Annotated in this window: 25 protein-coding genes; 22 read left to right on the top strand and 3 right to left on the bottom strand. The window is 39.2% G+C overall.

All coding sequences use genetic code 11. The features are described 5' to 3' along the window. Window positions 1-57: 57 nt before the first annotated feature. The 3 genes from BMY21_RS09635 to BMY21_RS09625 form a co-directional block, all read right to left on the bottom strand. The gene (locus BMY21_RS09635; RefSeq protein WP_074643399.1) at window positions 58-1,041 is read right to left on the bottom strand and encodes a DUF2953 domain-containing protein; all 984 of its coding nucleotides are present in this window, start codon (window positions 1,039-1,041) and stop codon (window positions 58-60) included. A gap of 174 nt (window positions 1,042-1,215) precedes the next feature. After that, on the bottom strand, window positions 1,216-1,488 hold the full coding sequence (locus BMY21_RS09630) for a hypothetical protein (RefSeq protein ID WP_074643396.1): 273 nt from the start codon (window positions 1,486-1,488) through the stop codon (window positions 1,216-1,218). A 36-nt stretch (window positions 1,489-1,524) separates the two neighbouring features. Then, on the bottom strand, window positions 1,525-2,199 hold the full coding sequence (locus BMY21_RS09625; RefSeq protein ID WP_074643394.1) for a S24 family peptidase: 675 nt from the start codon (window positions 2,197-2,199) through the stop codon (window positions 1,525-1,527). Between the two features lie 186 nt (window positions 2,200-2,385). Between BMY21_RS09625 and BMY21_RS09620 the strand changes: the two genes are divergently transcribed. From BMY21_RS09620 to BMY21_RS09525, 22 genes are all read left to right on the top strand, one after another. After that, window positions 2,386-2,706 carry a hypothetical protein gene (locus tag BMY21_RS09620; RefSeq protein ID WP_074643391.1) on the top strand — a complete coding sequence of 107 codons (321 nt, stop codon included), beginning with the start codon at window positions 2,386-2,388 and terminating at the stop codon, window positions 2,704-2,706. Further along, window positions 2,703-3,173 (top strand): hypothetical protein, encoded by a 471-nt coding sequence (locus tag BMY21_RS09615; RefSeq protein WP_074643388.1) that lies wholly within the window; start codon window positions 2,703-2,705, stop codon window positions 3,171-3,173. Before BMY21_RS09620 ends, BMY21_RS09615 begins: the two co-directional genes overlap by 4 nt. Window positions 3,174-3,325: 152 nt before the next feature. Next, entirely contained in the window at window positions 3,326-3,559 is a 234-nt protein-coding gene (locus BMY21_RS09610; protein WP_074643386.1) for a hypothetical protein, read from the top strand. A gap of 57 nt (window positions 3,560-3,616) precedes the next feature. After that, a complete protein-coding gene (locus BMY21_RS09605; protein ID WP_074643383.1) occupies window positions 3,617-4,099 on the top strand; it encodes a host-nuclease inhibitor Gam family protein in 483 nt (160 codons plus the stop codon). A 55-nt stretch (window positions 4,100-4,154) separates the two neighbouring features. Further along, window positions 4,155-4,949: a hypothetical protein gene (locus BMY21_RS09600; RefSeq protein ID WP_074643380.1), complete on the top strand. Its 795-nt coding sequence runs from the start codon at window positions 4,155-4,157 to the stop codon at window positions 4,947-4,949. Beyond that, window positions 4,946-7,018, top strand: a complete 2,073-nt coding sequence (locus BMY21_RS09595) for a Mu transposase C-terminal domain-containing protein (RefSeq protein WP_074643378.1) — start codon at window positions 4,946-4,948, stop codon at window positions 7,016-7,018. The genes BMY21_RS09600 and BMY21_RS09595 overlap by 4 nt, the downstream gene beginning before the upstream one ends. A gap of 11 nt (window positions 7,019-7,029) precedes the next feature. After that, window positions 7,030-7,917 (top strand): AAA family ATPase, encoded by an 888-nt coding sequence (locus BMY21_RS09590; protein WP_177177740.1) that lies wholly within the window; start codon window positions 7,030-7,032, stop codon window positions 7,915-7,917. Window positions 7,918-7,926: 9 nt separating this feature from the next. Continuing rightward, the gene (locus BMY21_RS09585) at window positions 7,927-8,343 is read left to right on the top strand and encodes a phage protein GemA/Gp16 family protein (RefSeq protein WP_074643375.1); all 417 of its coding nucleotides are present in this window, start codon (window positions 7,927-7,929) and stop codon (window positions 8,341-8,343) included. Continuing rightward, complete coding sequence (locus tag BMY21_RS09580) at window positions 8,340-8,810, top strand: hypothetical protein (RefSeq protein ID WP_074643373.1); 471 nt, start codon at window positions 8,340-8,342, stop codon at window positions 8,808-8,810. Before BMY21_RS09585 ends, BMY21_RS09580 begins: the two co-directional genes overlap by 4 nt. A gap of 16 nt (window positions 8,811-8,826) precedes the next feature. After that, complete coding sequence (locus tag BMY21_RS09575) at window positions 8,827-9,117, top strand: hypothetical protein (protein WP_074643370.1); 291 nt, start codon at window positions 8,827-8,829, stop codon at window positions 9,115-9,117. After that, a complete protein-coding gene (locus BMY21_RS09570) occupies window positions 9,114-9,719 on the top strand; it encodes an HNH endonuclease signature motif containing protein (protein ID WP_074643367.1) in 606 nt (201 codons plus the stop codon). Before BMY21_RS09575 ends, BMY21_RS09570 begins: the two co-directional genes overlap by 4 nt. Beyond that, window positions 9,716-9,865: a hypothetical protein gene (locus BMY21_RS15845; RefSeq protein WP_177177739.1), complete on the top strand. Its 150-nt coding sequence runs from the start codon at window positions 9,716-9,718 to the stop codon at window positions 9,863-9,865. The genes BMY21_RS09570 and BMY21_RS15845 overlap by 4 nt, the downstream gene beginning before the upstream one ends. Beyond that, window positions 9,865-10,152, top strand: coding sequence for a hypothetical protein (locus tag BMY21_RS09565; RefSeq protein ID WP_074643364.1), 288 nt, complete (start codon window positions 9,865-9,867; stop codon window positions 10,150-10,152). The genes BMY21_RS15845 and BMY21_RS09565 overlap by 1 nt, the downstream gene beginning before the upstream one ends. Continuing rightward, window positions 10,153-10,362 (top strand): hypothetical protein, encoded by a 210-nt coding sequence (locus BMY21_RS09560; protein WP_074643362.1) that lies wholly within the window; start codon window positions 10,153-10,155, stop codon window positions 10,360-10,362. Then, a complete protein-coding gene (locus BMY21_RS15840; protein WP_177177738.1) occupies window positions 10,359-10,532 on the top strand; it encodes a hypothetical protein in 174 nt (57 codons plus the stop codon). The genes BMY21_RS09560 and BMY21_RS15840 overlap by 4 nt, the downstream gene beginning before the upstream one ends. Beyond that, window positions 10,529-10,711: a hypothetical protein gene (locus BMY21_RS09555; protein ID WP_074643360.1), complete on the top strand. Its 183-nt coding sequence runs from the start codon at window positions 10,529-10,531 to the stop codon at window positions 10,709-10,711. Before BMY21_RS15840 ends, BMY21_RS09555 begins: the two co-directional genes overlap by 4 nt. Window positions 10,712-10,742: 31 nt before the next feature. Beyond that, complete coding sequence (locus BMY21_RS09550; RefSeq protein WP_074643357.1) at window positions 10,743-11,006, top strand: helix-turn-helix domain-containing protein; 264 nt, start codon at window positions 10,743-10,745, stop codon at window positions 11,004-11,006. A gap of 145 nt (window positions 11,007-11,151) precedes the next feature. Next, window positions 11,152-11,550, top strand: coding sequence for a hypothetical protein (locus tag BMY21_RS09545; protein ID WP_074643355.1), 399 nt, complete (start codon window positions 11,152-11,154; stop codon window positions 11,548-11,550). Window positions 11,551-11,592: 42 nt separating this feature from the next. Next, complete coding sequence (locus BMY21_RS09540; RefSeq protein ID WP_074643353.1) at window positions 11,593-12,129, top strand: acyltransferase; 537 nt, start codon at window positions 11,593-11,595, stop codon at window positions 12,127-12,129. 21 nt (window positions 12,130-12,150) lie between these two features. Next, the gene (locus BMY21_RS09535) at window positions 12,151-12,888 is read left to right on the top strand and encodes a WecB/TagA/CpsF family glycosyltransferase (protein ID WP_074643350.1); all 738 of its coding nucleotides are present in this window, start codon (window positions 12,151-12,153) and stop codon (window positions 12,886-12,888) included. Between the two features lie 65 nt (window positions 12,889-12,953). After that, window positions 12,954-14,027, top strand: a complete 1,074-nt coding sequence (locus BMY21_RS09530; protein WP_074643349.1) for an acyltransferase — start codon at window positions 12,954-12,956, stop codon at window positions 14,025-14,027. Window positions 14,028-14,399: 372 nt separating this feature from the next. Continuing rightward, the gene (locus tag BMY21_RS09525; protein ID WP_218141048.1) at window positions 14,400-14,645 is read left to right on the top strand and encodes a hypothetical protein; all 246 of its coding nucleotides are present in this window, start codon (window positions 14,400-14,402) and stop codon (window positions 14,643-14,645) included. The last annotated feature ends 41 nt before the right edge of the window (window positions 14,646-14,686 follow it).

The following is a 14,686-nucleotide window of genomic DNA, read 5'->3' as shown; positions in this document are numbered from 1 at the left end:
CCTCCGAGGTTTAGGATAGCAGACAAAAAAAATCCCCAGCGAGTGCTGGGGGAAATATCAGTCTTTTTTTCCGATACTGTTTACATCAATGTTCTTAAGAAAGTTTTTACTTCGTCCGTCTCTTGAAAGAATAATTCTAAACCAGATTGGATCTCTTTCTTGTGCATCTTTTAGGATTTTAAGGTTTTCTTCTGTCATCCATCCGTCCATTAAAGAAATATTATCATAAACAACTTTTGATTCAATATGCTCTGCCTTCATCAATGTGACAGATTTTTCGTAATTTATATTAAGCACTCTGAATTCACCTTGTACGGTGTAAAAGTCTGGCAAGCCATCTGATTTAGGCGGTCTTCTAGGCTTTTTCATTTCATCAGCTATTTTTTCAGCTTCATTTGTCGTTATAGGTTTGTCATCTATAGCTATTCTTTCTGGAGCTGTTACTGCAAGGCCATTTGCAACACTTCTCATTCCTTCAATAGCATCATGGGTTATGGATTGGATAGAAGTCAAATACTCACGTTCCTTTTCTGTTTTAGCTATTTCTATTTTTGCATCAATTTCTTTTCTTTTTGTTTTAAATGCGTTTGTAATTGTAGGAACAACAATTCCTTTTAAAGCCCATGCACCAACTACAATACCTGTAATAGCTATAGCTGTATTTGAAATTTCTTGTCCTGTCATATTTTTTACCACCTCTGGTATTATATCTTTTACAAAACTAAGAACAGCTTCTGTACATCCAGGTCTAATTTCAACCTTAATTTCCAGAGCCCTAAGTTCTTCTTCTGTCAACTGCTTATTGGATGACGGACCGTATTTCTGAGTCCGATAAATGTGATAGACCTTATCCTGATAATCAGCTAAGGCTTTTATAAGACTGCCTGTAAGCGAAGAATTAAATTTATCGCCTTCTATCTTCATCGAAACTGAAAGTTTGTCTGCTTTCAAAACAGTTGATTTTAAATATTCTTCATTATCGATTTTACTTAAGAAGTTAATAAACTCTTCTTCATTTGATATGTTTATTTCATTTGCCATAGTTAATTATAGCATGAAAACATGAAAACAGGGAGAAAAAATCAGTTGTCTGCATCATTTTTTTTTATAATCCGTCTACTATCCTGCACAACGGTGCAGAAGTCCGTGATTCAGAGTAGCAGACAAAAAAAAAATCCCCAGCGAGTGCTGGGGAAGCAACGATGTTTTTTATGTTTATTGCGGTTGTGTTGAATCTGATGCTGAGTCTGAACTTTCAGATTTGCCGTACAATTCCGGATGTTCTTTTCTGGCAACCGCATCCACAATCTTCAGAATGCGTTCCAAAGTTTCGTGTGTTTTTTCCGTTGCTTTTGCAGTTCTGAAGAGACAACCAATGAGTGCAACGATGAAAAGAAAAACAAAAATGACAACAAGAAGAATAAAAACAACTCCGATTGAAGCAAATCCTGATGAAGCAGAAGCTCTAGTAGCAAGAAATAATGGCATATAAACCTCCTAAAATTTATATATCTAGAATTATTACTACATCCCCAGCCGCGAAACAACCCCTCGCACCAGATACAACGCCCTCAAATCCTTTTTCTTCAGATTCGTGTCGCCAGCGTAAGCTGGGTTAATAGACCGCAGAATAATGTATTCTTCCGTCTTGCCAGGATGTACAGTTTTTACAACGCGCCATGCGTCTGTAATTACCAGGTAGATTTCGCCCCAGAGAATCTGGTCGCAGGTTACGGCCTGGCTCACGGCAATAACGTCGCCGTTGGAGATTTTGGGCTCCATGCTCGAACCGTACACAGGGAAACACGCAATGCAGTCTTTGAAGCCCGGAATGGAAAGCACTCCCGCAGGCGTTTCTTCCTTGAGGTCCAGCGATTCCGCAATGTGCGCCATAACGTCTATGTCGTAGAAGGGAATGCAAGCTGTTTCTTCTCCTTCTGCAGGGATGATTTGCAGAGGAGCTGATTCTGCAACGTCCGTGATGAACATTTCGCCCTCACCAGTTAGAAGCCAGTCAATGTTGATTCCTGATTCTGCAAATTTACGATAGTTTTCTGCATCAATCGTAGTCTTTAACTGACCACTCAAATATCTTGCTAAATTTGCATAAGCAAATCCAAGTTTCTCTGCAAACTCTTTTTTGCTTGCAACCATTTTTCTTTTTGCCATTTCCTCATAAAGAGATTCAAGTCTTGTCATAATTTCCTCAAAAAGTCGTAAATAATACGATTATTTTCGTAAATATTACTTGACAATCATCATATTTAAGATATAATCGTAATTGTGATGAAAAGTTGACAAATCAACTTGCTAATTCTCCACGGAAACAATGCAGATTTATTTATCAACTAATCAGAATATCGACAAAAAAGGAGGAAAAGAAGAGTGAAAAACCTTAAGCCTATGACAGATGAAGAACTCAGAGAATTCATCGCTCAAAAAATGGCAGAGAATAAAGCCAAAGCTCTTGCTCGTGCATCTAAGAAAATCACACCTGAACAGGGCTTGTACATCAAGTACAGATTGAAGTGCATGGGAACGTCTAGCGCTGATATAGCTTTTGAAGTCGGCTGTTCAAAACAGAATGTTTGCAACGTTCTTTCCGGCAAATCACACAGCCAGCGCATAGAACGTGCGGTTGCATCCCGTCTCGGCTACAAAAGCTGGAACGACATGGTAACCGAACTGAGGGAGAAAGCCGCATGACAAAAGAATGTGCATACCTTGCAGAAAAGCACCTTCAGCAGGATTCAGAAGAACCCAATATCAGCCAGCTTATAAAAGCGGCTAGAAAGTACAAAAGCGTGCTTAACCGAGGAATGCAGCTTTTGCGCAAGGAAGAAGAAAAGAAAGTTACCGTCTGCCTTCAAATGGCAGAACTTATATCGGGCAATTTTAAAGGGTGGGAACTTCGGTTCAACGAGTCGGTTTTTGGAAGAGAAGAACCTGACCTGGCAAGAGGCTTTCAGAGTGTAGAAATCTACCGCGATGGAAAGCTTATAGGTCACAGGCTTGTTGCACCAAATGCAAGCGCAGAAAAAGCTCTTGCAGAAATCAGTAACGCTTTTTTAGTAGCTATGGAAAAAGCAAAGGAGGTAGAAAAGCTAAAGGAGGCAAAAAATCATAACGCTCTGGAAAAACGGCAGAAAGCCGCCGTTCATGGACAGCACTGAACTTGACCTGAATGCAGAGAAGGTTCTCTACGCAGTCAAGAACATGTCTTACGTTGGTTTGCAATATGCAGCAGTCTACGGACTTCTTACACTTGCAAAGTTCAAAAGCCCGGCTGAAATATGCCAGGACATAGAAAACCTTGGAGGGGAAAATGGAAATCTATGTAGAAGGTCAGATGGTGAAGAAACTTCCTTATCTCACACGTGAGGAAAAACTTCGCAAGCTGAATGAACTGAGTCAGAGGTTCTGGAACACACCGCTCCGCCGTTTCTGGCAGAACGCATATTTCAGTTACCGCGACAAAATTAAAAAAGCCGGAAAGCATGAGGCAACACGCAATCCGGCTGACAATGGGAATCACGATGACGGTAAGCCCGCCGCGTGATTCGTAAACAACAAACAAATTATAACACAGAAAAGCAAACTGTGTAAGGAGAAACAAATGAAAATCAAAAACTTGAAAGATGTTGAAGAAACAATCAAGTGCATCGCCCAGATTGATGCGGAAATCAGCGCAATCGACAACAACGCTACAATCGCCATCAACAAGGCAAGAGAAGAAGCTGCGCAGGCTTCTGCAGGTCTTGCAGAGCAGAGAGAGAAGCTTCTCGAAAATCTCAAAACCTATTCAGACGAAAACCGTTCAACTCTGTACGAAGAGGGAAAGAAAAGCCGCGAGTTCATCAACGGAACAATCGGGTACCGTCAGAATCCAGACAAAGTGGAAGTTTCTGCAGATACAGCAGACCTTCTTATCAAGGCTGGTTTCTCAAACTGCGTAAAGGTAAAAAAAGAGCCGGTCAAGGCTGCTCTCAAGAATTTCGACGCCGCCCAGCAGAAGAAATTCCACATCAACCTTGTTCCCGGCGAAGAATCATTCTACTGCAAAGCTGCCGAAAAAACTATTCCTGAAGCTGCAGCATAAATTAATCGGCTGGAGCTATCTGGATGTCAGCTCCAGCTGACAAAGGAGTTTTTGAATGAACAGTCTAGTACAAAAAAATAGCGCACTTACACCAGACCAGGCTTTTCCGTTCCGCCGTGAAATTGATTCGTGGGACATGAACAGTGCAGTACAGGAACTCAGACCAAAAGTTGAACAGCTCAAGAGTGTAAGCCTGGATGTTGCCCGCGATCTTTGGATTGCACATGAAGCTCTTGCCCAGAGAGGAGGAGACCGCCGCAGCGAAGATGCTCAGACCTTCGGCTTCTGCGATTTTCTTGAACTTGTTGGTCTTTCAAAAAAGACAGCTTACCTCTGGCTCAAGCTTTATGATGCAGCAAACGACAGAGTTCTTACACCGGAAGAATATGCGCTTGAAAATGCAAAGAGTGCGAATCCCGAACTGCCACAGATAGACTCAGAGTTTGAACATCTTATTGCACACGCAATGGCAACTGGAGAACGTCTTGCCGGCTGGACCAATGAGCACGAACGTGTTTACAAAATCCGCAAGGCAAATGAACGCGCTGCAGAACTTGCCCGTACCTGGGGAAAAAAGAAAATCAAGCTCAACTGGGGAGATGATGATTACTTTGCAAAAACTCTTCTTCACAACGGCAGACAGTACACAAAAATCAATCTTGAAAACCGCGACCAGTACGAAGCTCAGTTGAACATCTTTGGTGCTTTATCAGATTTTCTTACAAGTATAGAAAATCCGGCAACACGTCTTGCAGCTGTATGCAACATCGGCTTACGAGTGCGCGAGCTTGTAAACGAGATTGCAGAAACAGACAGAGAGCTTAATGCTTTTACGGGAGTTGATGAATGAGCGGAACTGTCAGAACCTTTGCACCTGTGACAGATAAAAAGTATCCTCTGCGCGCCGCTGTGTATGATGCATTCCGCAAACGAAGTCCGCTTATCTCAAAGGCAAGAGCCTATGAGCAGATTGCAACGCAGTTCAACATTTCTGTTCCTACTGTTCAGCGTTATATCCGCAAAATGGAAAACGGTTCTATGTTTGCCCTTCCAGAAGGAAGACAGGGCCGCCACGTTTATGCCTGGGATGACGAAGCACTGAGTTTCTTTACAAACTTTATGCTTGCCGCTATTCAGCAGGTAGGCGGATGTACTGTGCGCAATGCTTACAACAACACAAAGGCAGAAGCTCAACGCCAGGGCTGGCAGATTGGAAGCGAAGCAAGTGCATACGTTCACGCCCGAAACATCAGCCCCGCAATGAAGCTTCTTGCAAAAGGCGGTCAGCGTGCCCTGGATAATATGTTCTACATCAGCCGTGACCTTTCAAAACTGTTACCTTTCCAGCTGATAGTTGGAGACCAGCATATCTTTGACTTCTGGTGTCTTAATCCAAATGCTACAGGCAAAAAGGATATGTACATCAGGGCAGAATGCTATCTCTGGCTTGATATGGCAACACGTCTTGTTTACGGAATCAGCTTTGATATTGCATACAACACTTACACCGTAACACGTGCCTTGCGAATGGGAATCAAAAGATTCGGTAAGTTTGAAAGCACCTACAACGATAACGGTTCAAGCGAAAAATCAAAGCTTGCAGACCAGATTGTAGAACGCCTGCAGAACTACGGAGTACGTTTCCTGGATGAAGCTGATTTGTACCATGCCGACAACGGACGTTACATCGTAGAAGATACAGAAGGTCTTGTTGTAGATGTGGTACCTACAAAAGCTGAATGGGAAAAGCAGCACCGCAGAATCTTTGCCCGCGTGAAGAACGCAAAGACAAAACCAATCGAGCGATTCTTCAACACACTTGAACAAATTCTGCGCGATCAGTGCTTGCCGGGTCTCGTAAAGGGAATGGCTATTTCTGCTCCTGAAGAAGAACAGGCAACAAAACGTCTGGACTGGCAGAAACAGAACGGTTACATCCTCACTTACGATGAGTTCATCCATCAGGTTGTTAAGGCAATCGACATCTACGAAAACCGCGTTCATTCAACGCTCGGCTGCTCTCCAAAAGAAAAGCTCGAACAGTATAAGCGTGACGGCTGGATGCCTACTTTCATAGATCCTCGTGATGAAGCTTATCTCTTCATGGAAAGCACATTGCGCCAGGTAAAAGGCGACAGAATCGAACTGAACGGAACAGAGTACATCGGCCCAGATTTGACACAGGAAATGATCCTGCAGAACCGCGGAACCCTTGTTGCATACAACCGCCAGAAGATAGAAATCCGCTACGATCCGGAAAATCTTGACCTTGGTGTATTTGCAATTGAGCCTGGAACAAATCACGCAATTGCGCTCCGTCCTGTAAAGAAGATTGACATGCTTGATGACCAGGAAATGATTGAACAGCTCGAATGGAAAAAACGCAATATGCGCACCGTTCAGGAAGCGTTCAAAACTGCTACACAGAACAAGAACGTGCGAGTTCTTTCTGAGCCTCAGAAGTTTACAGAGCTTCACACTGCAGAAGAACTTGCAGAAAAAGCAATGCAGAATCAGCTTGAATACACAAAGCCGGAAACAGTTATTCCGACACCTGTTATAAAAAAAGCTGATGTAGAAAAAGAAGAAGTACGCAACATTCCACTCGCAGTAAGCAGACGGAAAGAAGATTTTGGAACAATGCCAGAATCTTACAACCGCCGCGAAGAGAGTCTTTCCCAGGAAGATTTCCTGGAAACTCTTGCTGCACGAATCGGAAACGAAAACGTACTCCGTGCCCACGGTAAGCCGGTATTCTACACCGACCGCGAGCGTTATGAATATATCTTAAACCAGTTCTATTCAGGCGAACATTTGAGCCATGAAGAAATGGATTTTAAGTTTGAATACGAAAGCAAAATGACAGCAAGCGAAGAAAACTATTTTTCGTCTTATGTCAGAGACAAGTTTAACAGATAGGAGAAAGAATTATGGAATTAAGAACTTGGATTGAAAACAACAGACTTTCCATGCAGGAAGCAGCCCGCATCATCGGTGTTGATAAATCACAGATTGTCAAAATCTGCCAGCATACATACCCCAACTGGCAGGACAAGGAAAATGAATACATCGAACGCCTCAAGAATGCGGGCTACACAAACAGTATACCACAAGGTATTGCAATTGATACAGACGTGCTGGTGCTTACTCCAAGCGTTTCACGCTTCAAAGCACTTGCAGATGATTTGTCTGATCCAAGCGGAACAATGTCTTCTTCAATCGGAATGGCAATTGGTACTGCTGAACGCGGAAAAACACACTCAGCAAAATGGTACGTCCAGGAAAATCAGAATGCAGCTTACGTTCTTTTTGTAGACGGTTCAACAAAGACACAGCTTATGCGCGACATCTGCGAATCAGTGGCACACACAAGACCACACAGCTTTGGCGAGTGTCTGACTATCCTGGAAGAATACTGCAAGTACACAAGAAGACTTGTAATCATTGATGAAGCAGACAAGCTTCCTGTCCGCTATCTCGAAATTATCCGCGCCGTAAATGAACGCTGTCAGCTTCCGTTCCTTCTCGTAGGAGAGGAAGGACTTAAAACAAAAACAGACAGAATCCCACGTCTTAGAAGCAGAATCAGAAATCCTATTGTTCTGTTTGAACGTGCACACGCTGTAGATGTTGCAGCCTACTACCACGAAGCTGCAGGAATCGACATTACACCGGATACTGCAGACAGACTTGTACGCCATGCCCAGGGAGGGTTCCGCTCAATCGTCAACGATTCAATCGCAATCAGCAAGATGGCAAAAGCCAGCGGCCTTGTTTCCATCACAGATAACATGCTCGACAAGCTTTGTGCTGCGTAGGAGGACAAGATGGATAAACGTTCAAACCGAAGCCGCTTAATCAGCTTGATACATGCACAAAAGAATTCCGCCGGCTTAGACGAAGAAACCTATCGTCTCATCGTTTCCGGAGCAACAGGAAAACACAGCTGCTCAGAGTGCTCAATGAAAGAACTGAAAGAAATCTTTTCAGACCTCAATAGCGTACTCTCAAAACAGGGCAAGGAATGCTACAGCTTTTATCCACGCTGGGAAAATCCTTCAATGTGCGATGCAGTAACCGCACGTGCAAAGAAACTTCTCGGCAAAGACTGGAAGAAACGCCTCGACCTCTTTGCAAAATCAAGATTCAAGAAAGATTCTTATACAAAGTGTGACAACAACGAACTCAAAAGCGTAATGGCATTTCTTTCTAAAATTGACCGCAAGGAGCGTGTAGCAAAATGACACAAGGCTGGCTGTTTCCGGAAGATGAAATCAACGATCCTCACGCAATCCAGGCAGAAGTAAAAGAGCCGGAGTTTTGCACCGCCGTTCCTGAACGAAAGGGCCCACGCCCAAAACGAAAGCAGGAAAGTCTTTTCACAAAAGAAGAACTGGTGCAGCCTCCGCTCACTGCAGAAGAAAAAGATAATCTGATTCGTCGTCTGATTACAAACGCAAGACTCGGTGCCCGCTACATGTACCGCGCCAAAGAAGTCTGCTCAATGCTCCGCATAACATACGACGAAATCCAGACACTTCTTAACTACTACAAACTCGACTGCGTAGTTATTCGAGACACCATAATCCGCATTCCCTGGTGGAGCCTTGCAGAGTACCTCATAGACCCCGCCGAGGATGTCGAAGCAGCCTTTTACGCATACTTAAAAACACTTCCGCACAAAGAACCGGAAGAAAAGAAAACTGCATAGCGCAGAAGGAAAACAAATGAAAAACAATCTTGCAGATTTGAATAATCATCTTTTTGCAATGTTAGAAGAATTGGAAGATGACGAACTCGACCAGGACACACAGAAGCTTGAAAATACACTTAAAAAAGCAAGGGCCATAAGCTCCGTTTCTTCTCAGATTCTCAAAGTTGCAAATGTACAGATCCAGGCAATAAAGACAATGGAAAATTGCAATCTTTTAAATAAAGATATGCCTGCTCTCCTGGCAATTAAAGACAGTTCAACAGAATCAGCATCACGCCAGAAGCTTCTTGGAGGTGTGAAATGAAAGAAGAACGCTATCCACAGCATATCCGCGAATTCCTGATTGAAAATAACAAGGGCAAATCAGCCAGGGAAATCACAGAGCTTTTGAACTCAGCCTTTGGCACAGATTACACACCAGAAGGAATAAAAGGACTGCGAGCCAGAATGCATCTAGTCTCAGGACTTACAGGACACTTTGAAAAAGGTCATGTTCCAGCCAACAAAGGCAAGAAAGGATATTGCGCTCCTGGATCTGAAAAAGGATGGTTCAAGAAAGGTCAGATGCCGCACAATCACGTACCAGTTGGAACCGAAGTGATGACCACAGATGGCTATCTTAAAATTAAAGTTGCAGAACCTAAACAGTGGCGTTTTAAACACATTATGGTGTGGGAAAAACATAACGGCAAAGTTCCAGAAGGCTGCATGATAAGCTTTAAGGACGGCAATCATTACAACTGCAGCATTGAAAATCTGATGTGCATTACCAGGAATGAAAATGCAATTCTGAATCATCAGAAACTCAGATCCGAATCTGCAGAACAAACAGAAACCGCCGTTATCCTGGCAAAACTAAAACACAAAATCCAGCAGAAAAAAGCAAAAGGAGAACAGACTATATGACATTGAAATTCATAAGCAGCGATGACAAAGAATCTGTAGAATGCAAAGACTTATGCTACGGCGAAATAATGGTTCTGTTATGTCGGATCTTATGCGACGACAACTGGAAATATCAGATAATCCCGGACAAAGAGGAGAATGCATAATGCTTACTTTTATTCTTAAAAAGAAATGGTATGAGAAGATTAAATCTGGTGAAAAGACAGTGGAATACAGAGAGTTTACCGAGTACTGGAAGACAAGAGTATATAATGCGCTTATTTCTTTAGCTCCAAATGAAAAACCGATTTGTATACTGCGATTAGGATACACAAAGCAATATATGACGGCCAAAATTTCAGAAATAGACATAGTAAACGGTAAAGAGACAGACCTTCATATTGATAGTCAAGTATATGCGTTTCATCTTTCTGAGATAAAGGAGTGTGACTAAATGCCTATAACAAAAGAAGTCTGCAGAAAATGCGGATGCACAAACAACAATCCATGCTACCACCCGAAATACGGCTTCTGCTGGTGGGAAGATTCAGAACACACAATCTGTTCCCACTGCGCAAAGAAAGAAATCAAGAACAGCAAGCACACACAACACCGAGTAAACGACATTCCTGATTGGCAGCCACCAGAGGAGACACAAGCATGAAACAAACAATGACCGTCCAGGAACTATGCGATAAATTGACCGTGCTATGCCACGAAGGCCACGCCCTGGCACAAGTAAGACACGTCACCGGCTACGAAGTAAAAGCTGTAACAGACGTTGAAATGATTGGAGATGAAATTGCTTTAATCACAAGCAGGGAGAAAGAATGACAACAGGAGAATTCGCAGATAAAGTATCTGCAATGCGCGAAGCCCAGCAAGAATACTTCAAATACAGAACAAATGAAGCTTTGCAACGCTCAAAACAGCTGGAAAAAGAAGTGGATTCTATCTTAGAAACACGCAAAAAACGAAGCGAAAACACAGTACAACAAGGCACATTATTTTAATAAAAAAAGCACAAAGAAGAGGGGAAAAGAAATGCAGATAATCACAGAAAACAACATCGACGAAACAGCCGCAAAAGCCTACGTCACAGCCGAAAATGACCTTGAATTGCTGCCAGGAATCCCCGAAAATCTCACCATAATAGCAGCTGCAGAAATCTTATCAGTCTCAGAACCAACAATCTCCAGAATGCTCGAAGACGGCCAAATTCAGTTAAAAAAGTCCGCAATTTTAGCCTATTTAGACCACAATTACCTGGCAAATCGACCATTAAACCTGCCCCAAAACACCCCATAATGCCCCAGATAGACCCACAAAAAATATCAGTTTTTATTATAATTTTACATCAAAATTTTTTGAAAGTGACAATAAAGATTCAGAGACAATTCTAGATGAACAAGTCATAATACCTTTATATGATTTTCATAAAAAATATGTTTACATGTATTCTTTTGCTTTTCCAAATGGATTGTATGTCCCATATCAAATTACTGAGTTATTGAAATATTTTAGAATACTTAGATTATTTAATAATAAAATTAATCTATATTCATTTGAAGAGATTTGTGACAATAGAGTTATTATTTCTCAATCTATTGATAAAAATAAATTTTCTTCTGATGAAAATTTTAAACAACAAATATTTTATAGATTTTGTTTAGCAAAAATAACAAATTCTATTTATCCATGTACTTCTCATGAAATTGTAGAAGATATTGAAACTTCAACAAATAATTATTCAATTTCAAAAGACAGACTGCAATATATGTTTGATAAAATGGATGAATTAAAACTTAGAAGTTATAAATATAGTGATTTTTATGATGCAATGTATTGGTGAAATCTGTTAATTAGCCAGTGTTATATACGAGGTGCTATTTAGATGAAAAAAATTTTCAGAATAATTAATATATTATTCTATTATTCAATTGCCCAATTTTTGCCAGATAACTATTTTCCAGGTATTGGAAAAATTTCGAAATTTATTAGAACAAGATGTGCTCGATCCTTTTGTAAAAAAATTGATAAAAGTGCTCAAATACAAAAAAGAGTCTATTTAGGGAATGGGAGTAAAATCGAAATCGGTTGTCATTCCAGTTTGGGTGCTTATTCAAAAGTGCAAAATACAAAGCTAAAAGTAGGAAATGATGTTATGGTTGGAGAGTATCTATCTATTCTTGGTGGAGGACATATTTCTAATAGAACTGATATTCCTATGAGGTTGCAAGGAAAAGTGCCTGATACTGAATTGTTAATTGAAGATGATGTTTGGATTGGTGCTCATTGTATAATTCTTCCTGGTTGTAAAAAAATATCAAAAGGTTCTATTATAGGAGCTGGTAGTGTTGTTACACACGATGTAGATGAATATTCTGTTTTTGCTGGTAATCCTGCAAAAAAAATTAAATCTAGATTATAATATAAAAAAGGGCAGAAAACTATGATATTCTGTAATATTAATTTCAATATTTTAACTAAGGATCAGTTGTTTTTACGAGCTGAAAATGAAACAAAATGTATCGCTACTGTAAATGCTCAATTTATTGTTTTGGCAAATACAAATAAAAGATACATGGAATATATTAACAATAATTATTCTACTTTTGACGGAGAAGTCCCGTTAAAAAAGGCTAATGCATATTCAAAAGATTTTAAAGATACAGTAAAACTTCCTGGAAGTGAAATTGTTTATGATTTTGCACAATATGCAAAAGAGAATAATTTAAAAACATTTTATCTAGGTGGGTACGAGGATTCTAATGCAGAAGCTGTTAGGGTAATGAGAGAAAAATATGGTATAGAAATTGAAGGTTTTTCTCCAAAATACGAACCATACCCGTTTTCTGAAAATTTTAGAAATAAGTGTCTTTCTCGCATAGAATCTTTTAAGCCAGATATTATTTTTGTAGGGTTTGGAGCTCCAAAACAAGAATGGTTTATTGAAGAAAACAAAGACTTTTTTAATAAGTTAGGTGTAAAATATTTAATTGGTAGTGGTGGAACATTTGAATTTGTTAGTGGAAAAATAAAACGTGCTCCTAAATGGATTTCTAAAATAGGCTTGGAAGGGATTTACAGATTATTTCAAGAGTTTAATTTATCTCGAATAAAAAGAATTTTATATTCAATGAAATTTTATCGCTATATAAATCATCCTCCAAAATGGGAAAAACTGTAATAAATACTTTAAAGTATGACTTAGATAAATATAGTATCATTTAATATCCGGAGAAAAAAGTTCAAATGTTAAATATGGAAGTAAATAATAATGTGGCAAATCAAAGTGATAAAATAAGATTTGAATACATAACTTTACTAAGAGTTATTGGTACTTTTGCGGTTATTGGAATACATGTAGTATGTACGCCAGTAACTTTATATGGAACAATCTACTCTACAATAGATTTAAGACTTTCGGTATTTATAACTAATTTATTGAGGATGTTTGCTGTTCCTCTTTTTATCATGATTTCAGGAGCATTATTTTTAAATCCTGAAAAGGATTTTGATTTGTCAAAATTTCTTAAAAAGAATGTTGTAAGAATTCTTACAGTTTTGATAATATTTTCTTTTATTTTTTGTCTCTTGGAATCGTATTTTAATGAGAGAATCATTTCCATCTCTGTAATAAAAATAGTATTAAGAAATTTAATCGAAGGAAAATCTTGGGCTCATATGTGGTTTTTATATATGTTACCAGGACTTTATTTTTCTGTACCTCTATTAAGACCTTTCGTAAAAAATGCTACAGATAAAGAATTTAATTTTACTTTATTAATACTTTTTATTTTCCTTTCTTTTATACCAACTCTTGAAAAAAAATTTAATATAAAAACTGGAATTACAATTCCAATAACATCTATATATTTTTTATATTTTTTACTTGGAAGTGCTATTTCACATAGAAATCTCTTTGATTCCTTAAAAACATGTGTAACATTAATATTATTGCCTTCTTTATTTATTTTAATTGAATTATTCATTCCAAATACTATCATAATTGAGGATGCGGTATTAAAAAATACTAATGCTAGTAGTATAGCTGCTATTTCTCTCTCAATAGGAATCTTTTCATTAATTAGGAATTTTTATAGAAATCAATGTTCTGTTGTTATAAAATTTATTTCAGAGAATTCTTTTGGTATATATTTATTACATACAATTCCATTAAATATTTGTTTTAAAGTCTTAAAATTTTCTCCAGAAAAAATAAATTTATATATTTTATTATTAATATGTTATCTATTTTCATTTTATTTTAGTATTACTGTGACTGTTTTGTTAAGAAAAATACCTATTGTTAAAAAATATCTCTAAGCTTTTAAAATATTGCGTATTTATAAAACCATTGTTCATAATACACAATATTTTAAAACATTACTGATACCATATTTTCGAAATTATTTAATCTGTATATTTTTAAGAGTATGTAATTATGATGAAATTCTTTTTCATCTAATTAAAGATTTATTGGAAATATGTTTTATTAAAAATGTTGTACTCTTTTTTGGGCGTTACGGATTTGCCCGTAGAAGGGGGTAGCACCAAACACCGCAGGCGTTTGGTGCGAGGGGGGGGAGAGACTCCTTTAGAACTGTTTTGCAGCGGATTGCGGATCCGGCTTTTATTGGGGCGTCTATTCTTGGAAATTATCAGAGTGCTTCGAAGGTGGTTCGTAAGGTTGAGCCTATGGAAAAAATGGGCCTGCTCTGTCTGGAAGATGGCAAGCCTTCAATCGTCGAATATGTGAGTCCAACCCAACCAAACGGCTACAAGTTCGAGCTTCTTGTTCTTGATATGATCCACATGATGGACAACAATCTCGCCTATGAAGTTGTTCGAGAGAAAGAGTTTGCACCGATTAAGAATTTACACGGTGTGGACAGCGTGGACTCGGCGCGGGAGTTGTTGAAGGGGAATGGGATAGAGTTGTAATTCTGAGAGCCGGTACTTATGTGAGGTGCTGGCTTTTTTTT

Origin of the sequence: Treponema bryantii (genome assembly GCF_900111035.1) — a bacterium.
Lineage (GTDB): Bacteria > Spirochaetota > Spirochaetia > Treponematales > Treponemataceae > Treponema_D > Treponema_D bryantii_C.
This window is presented reverse-complemented; position numbering and strand designations above follow the sequence as displayed.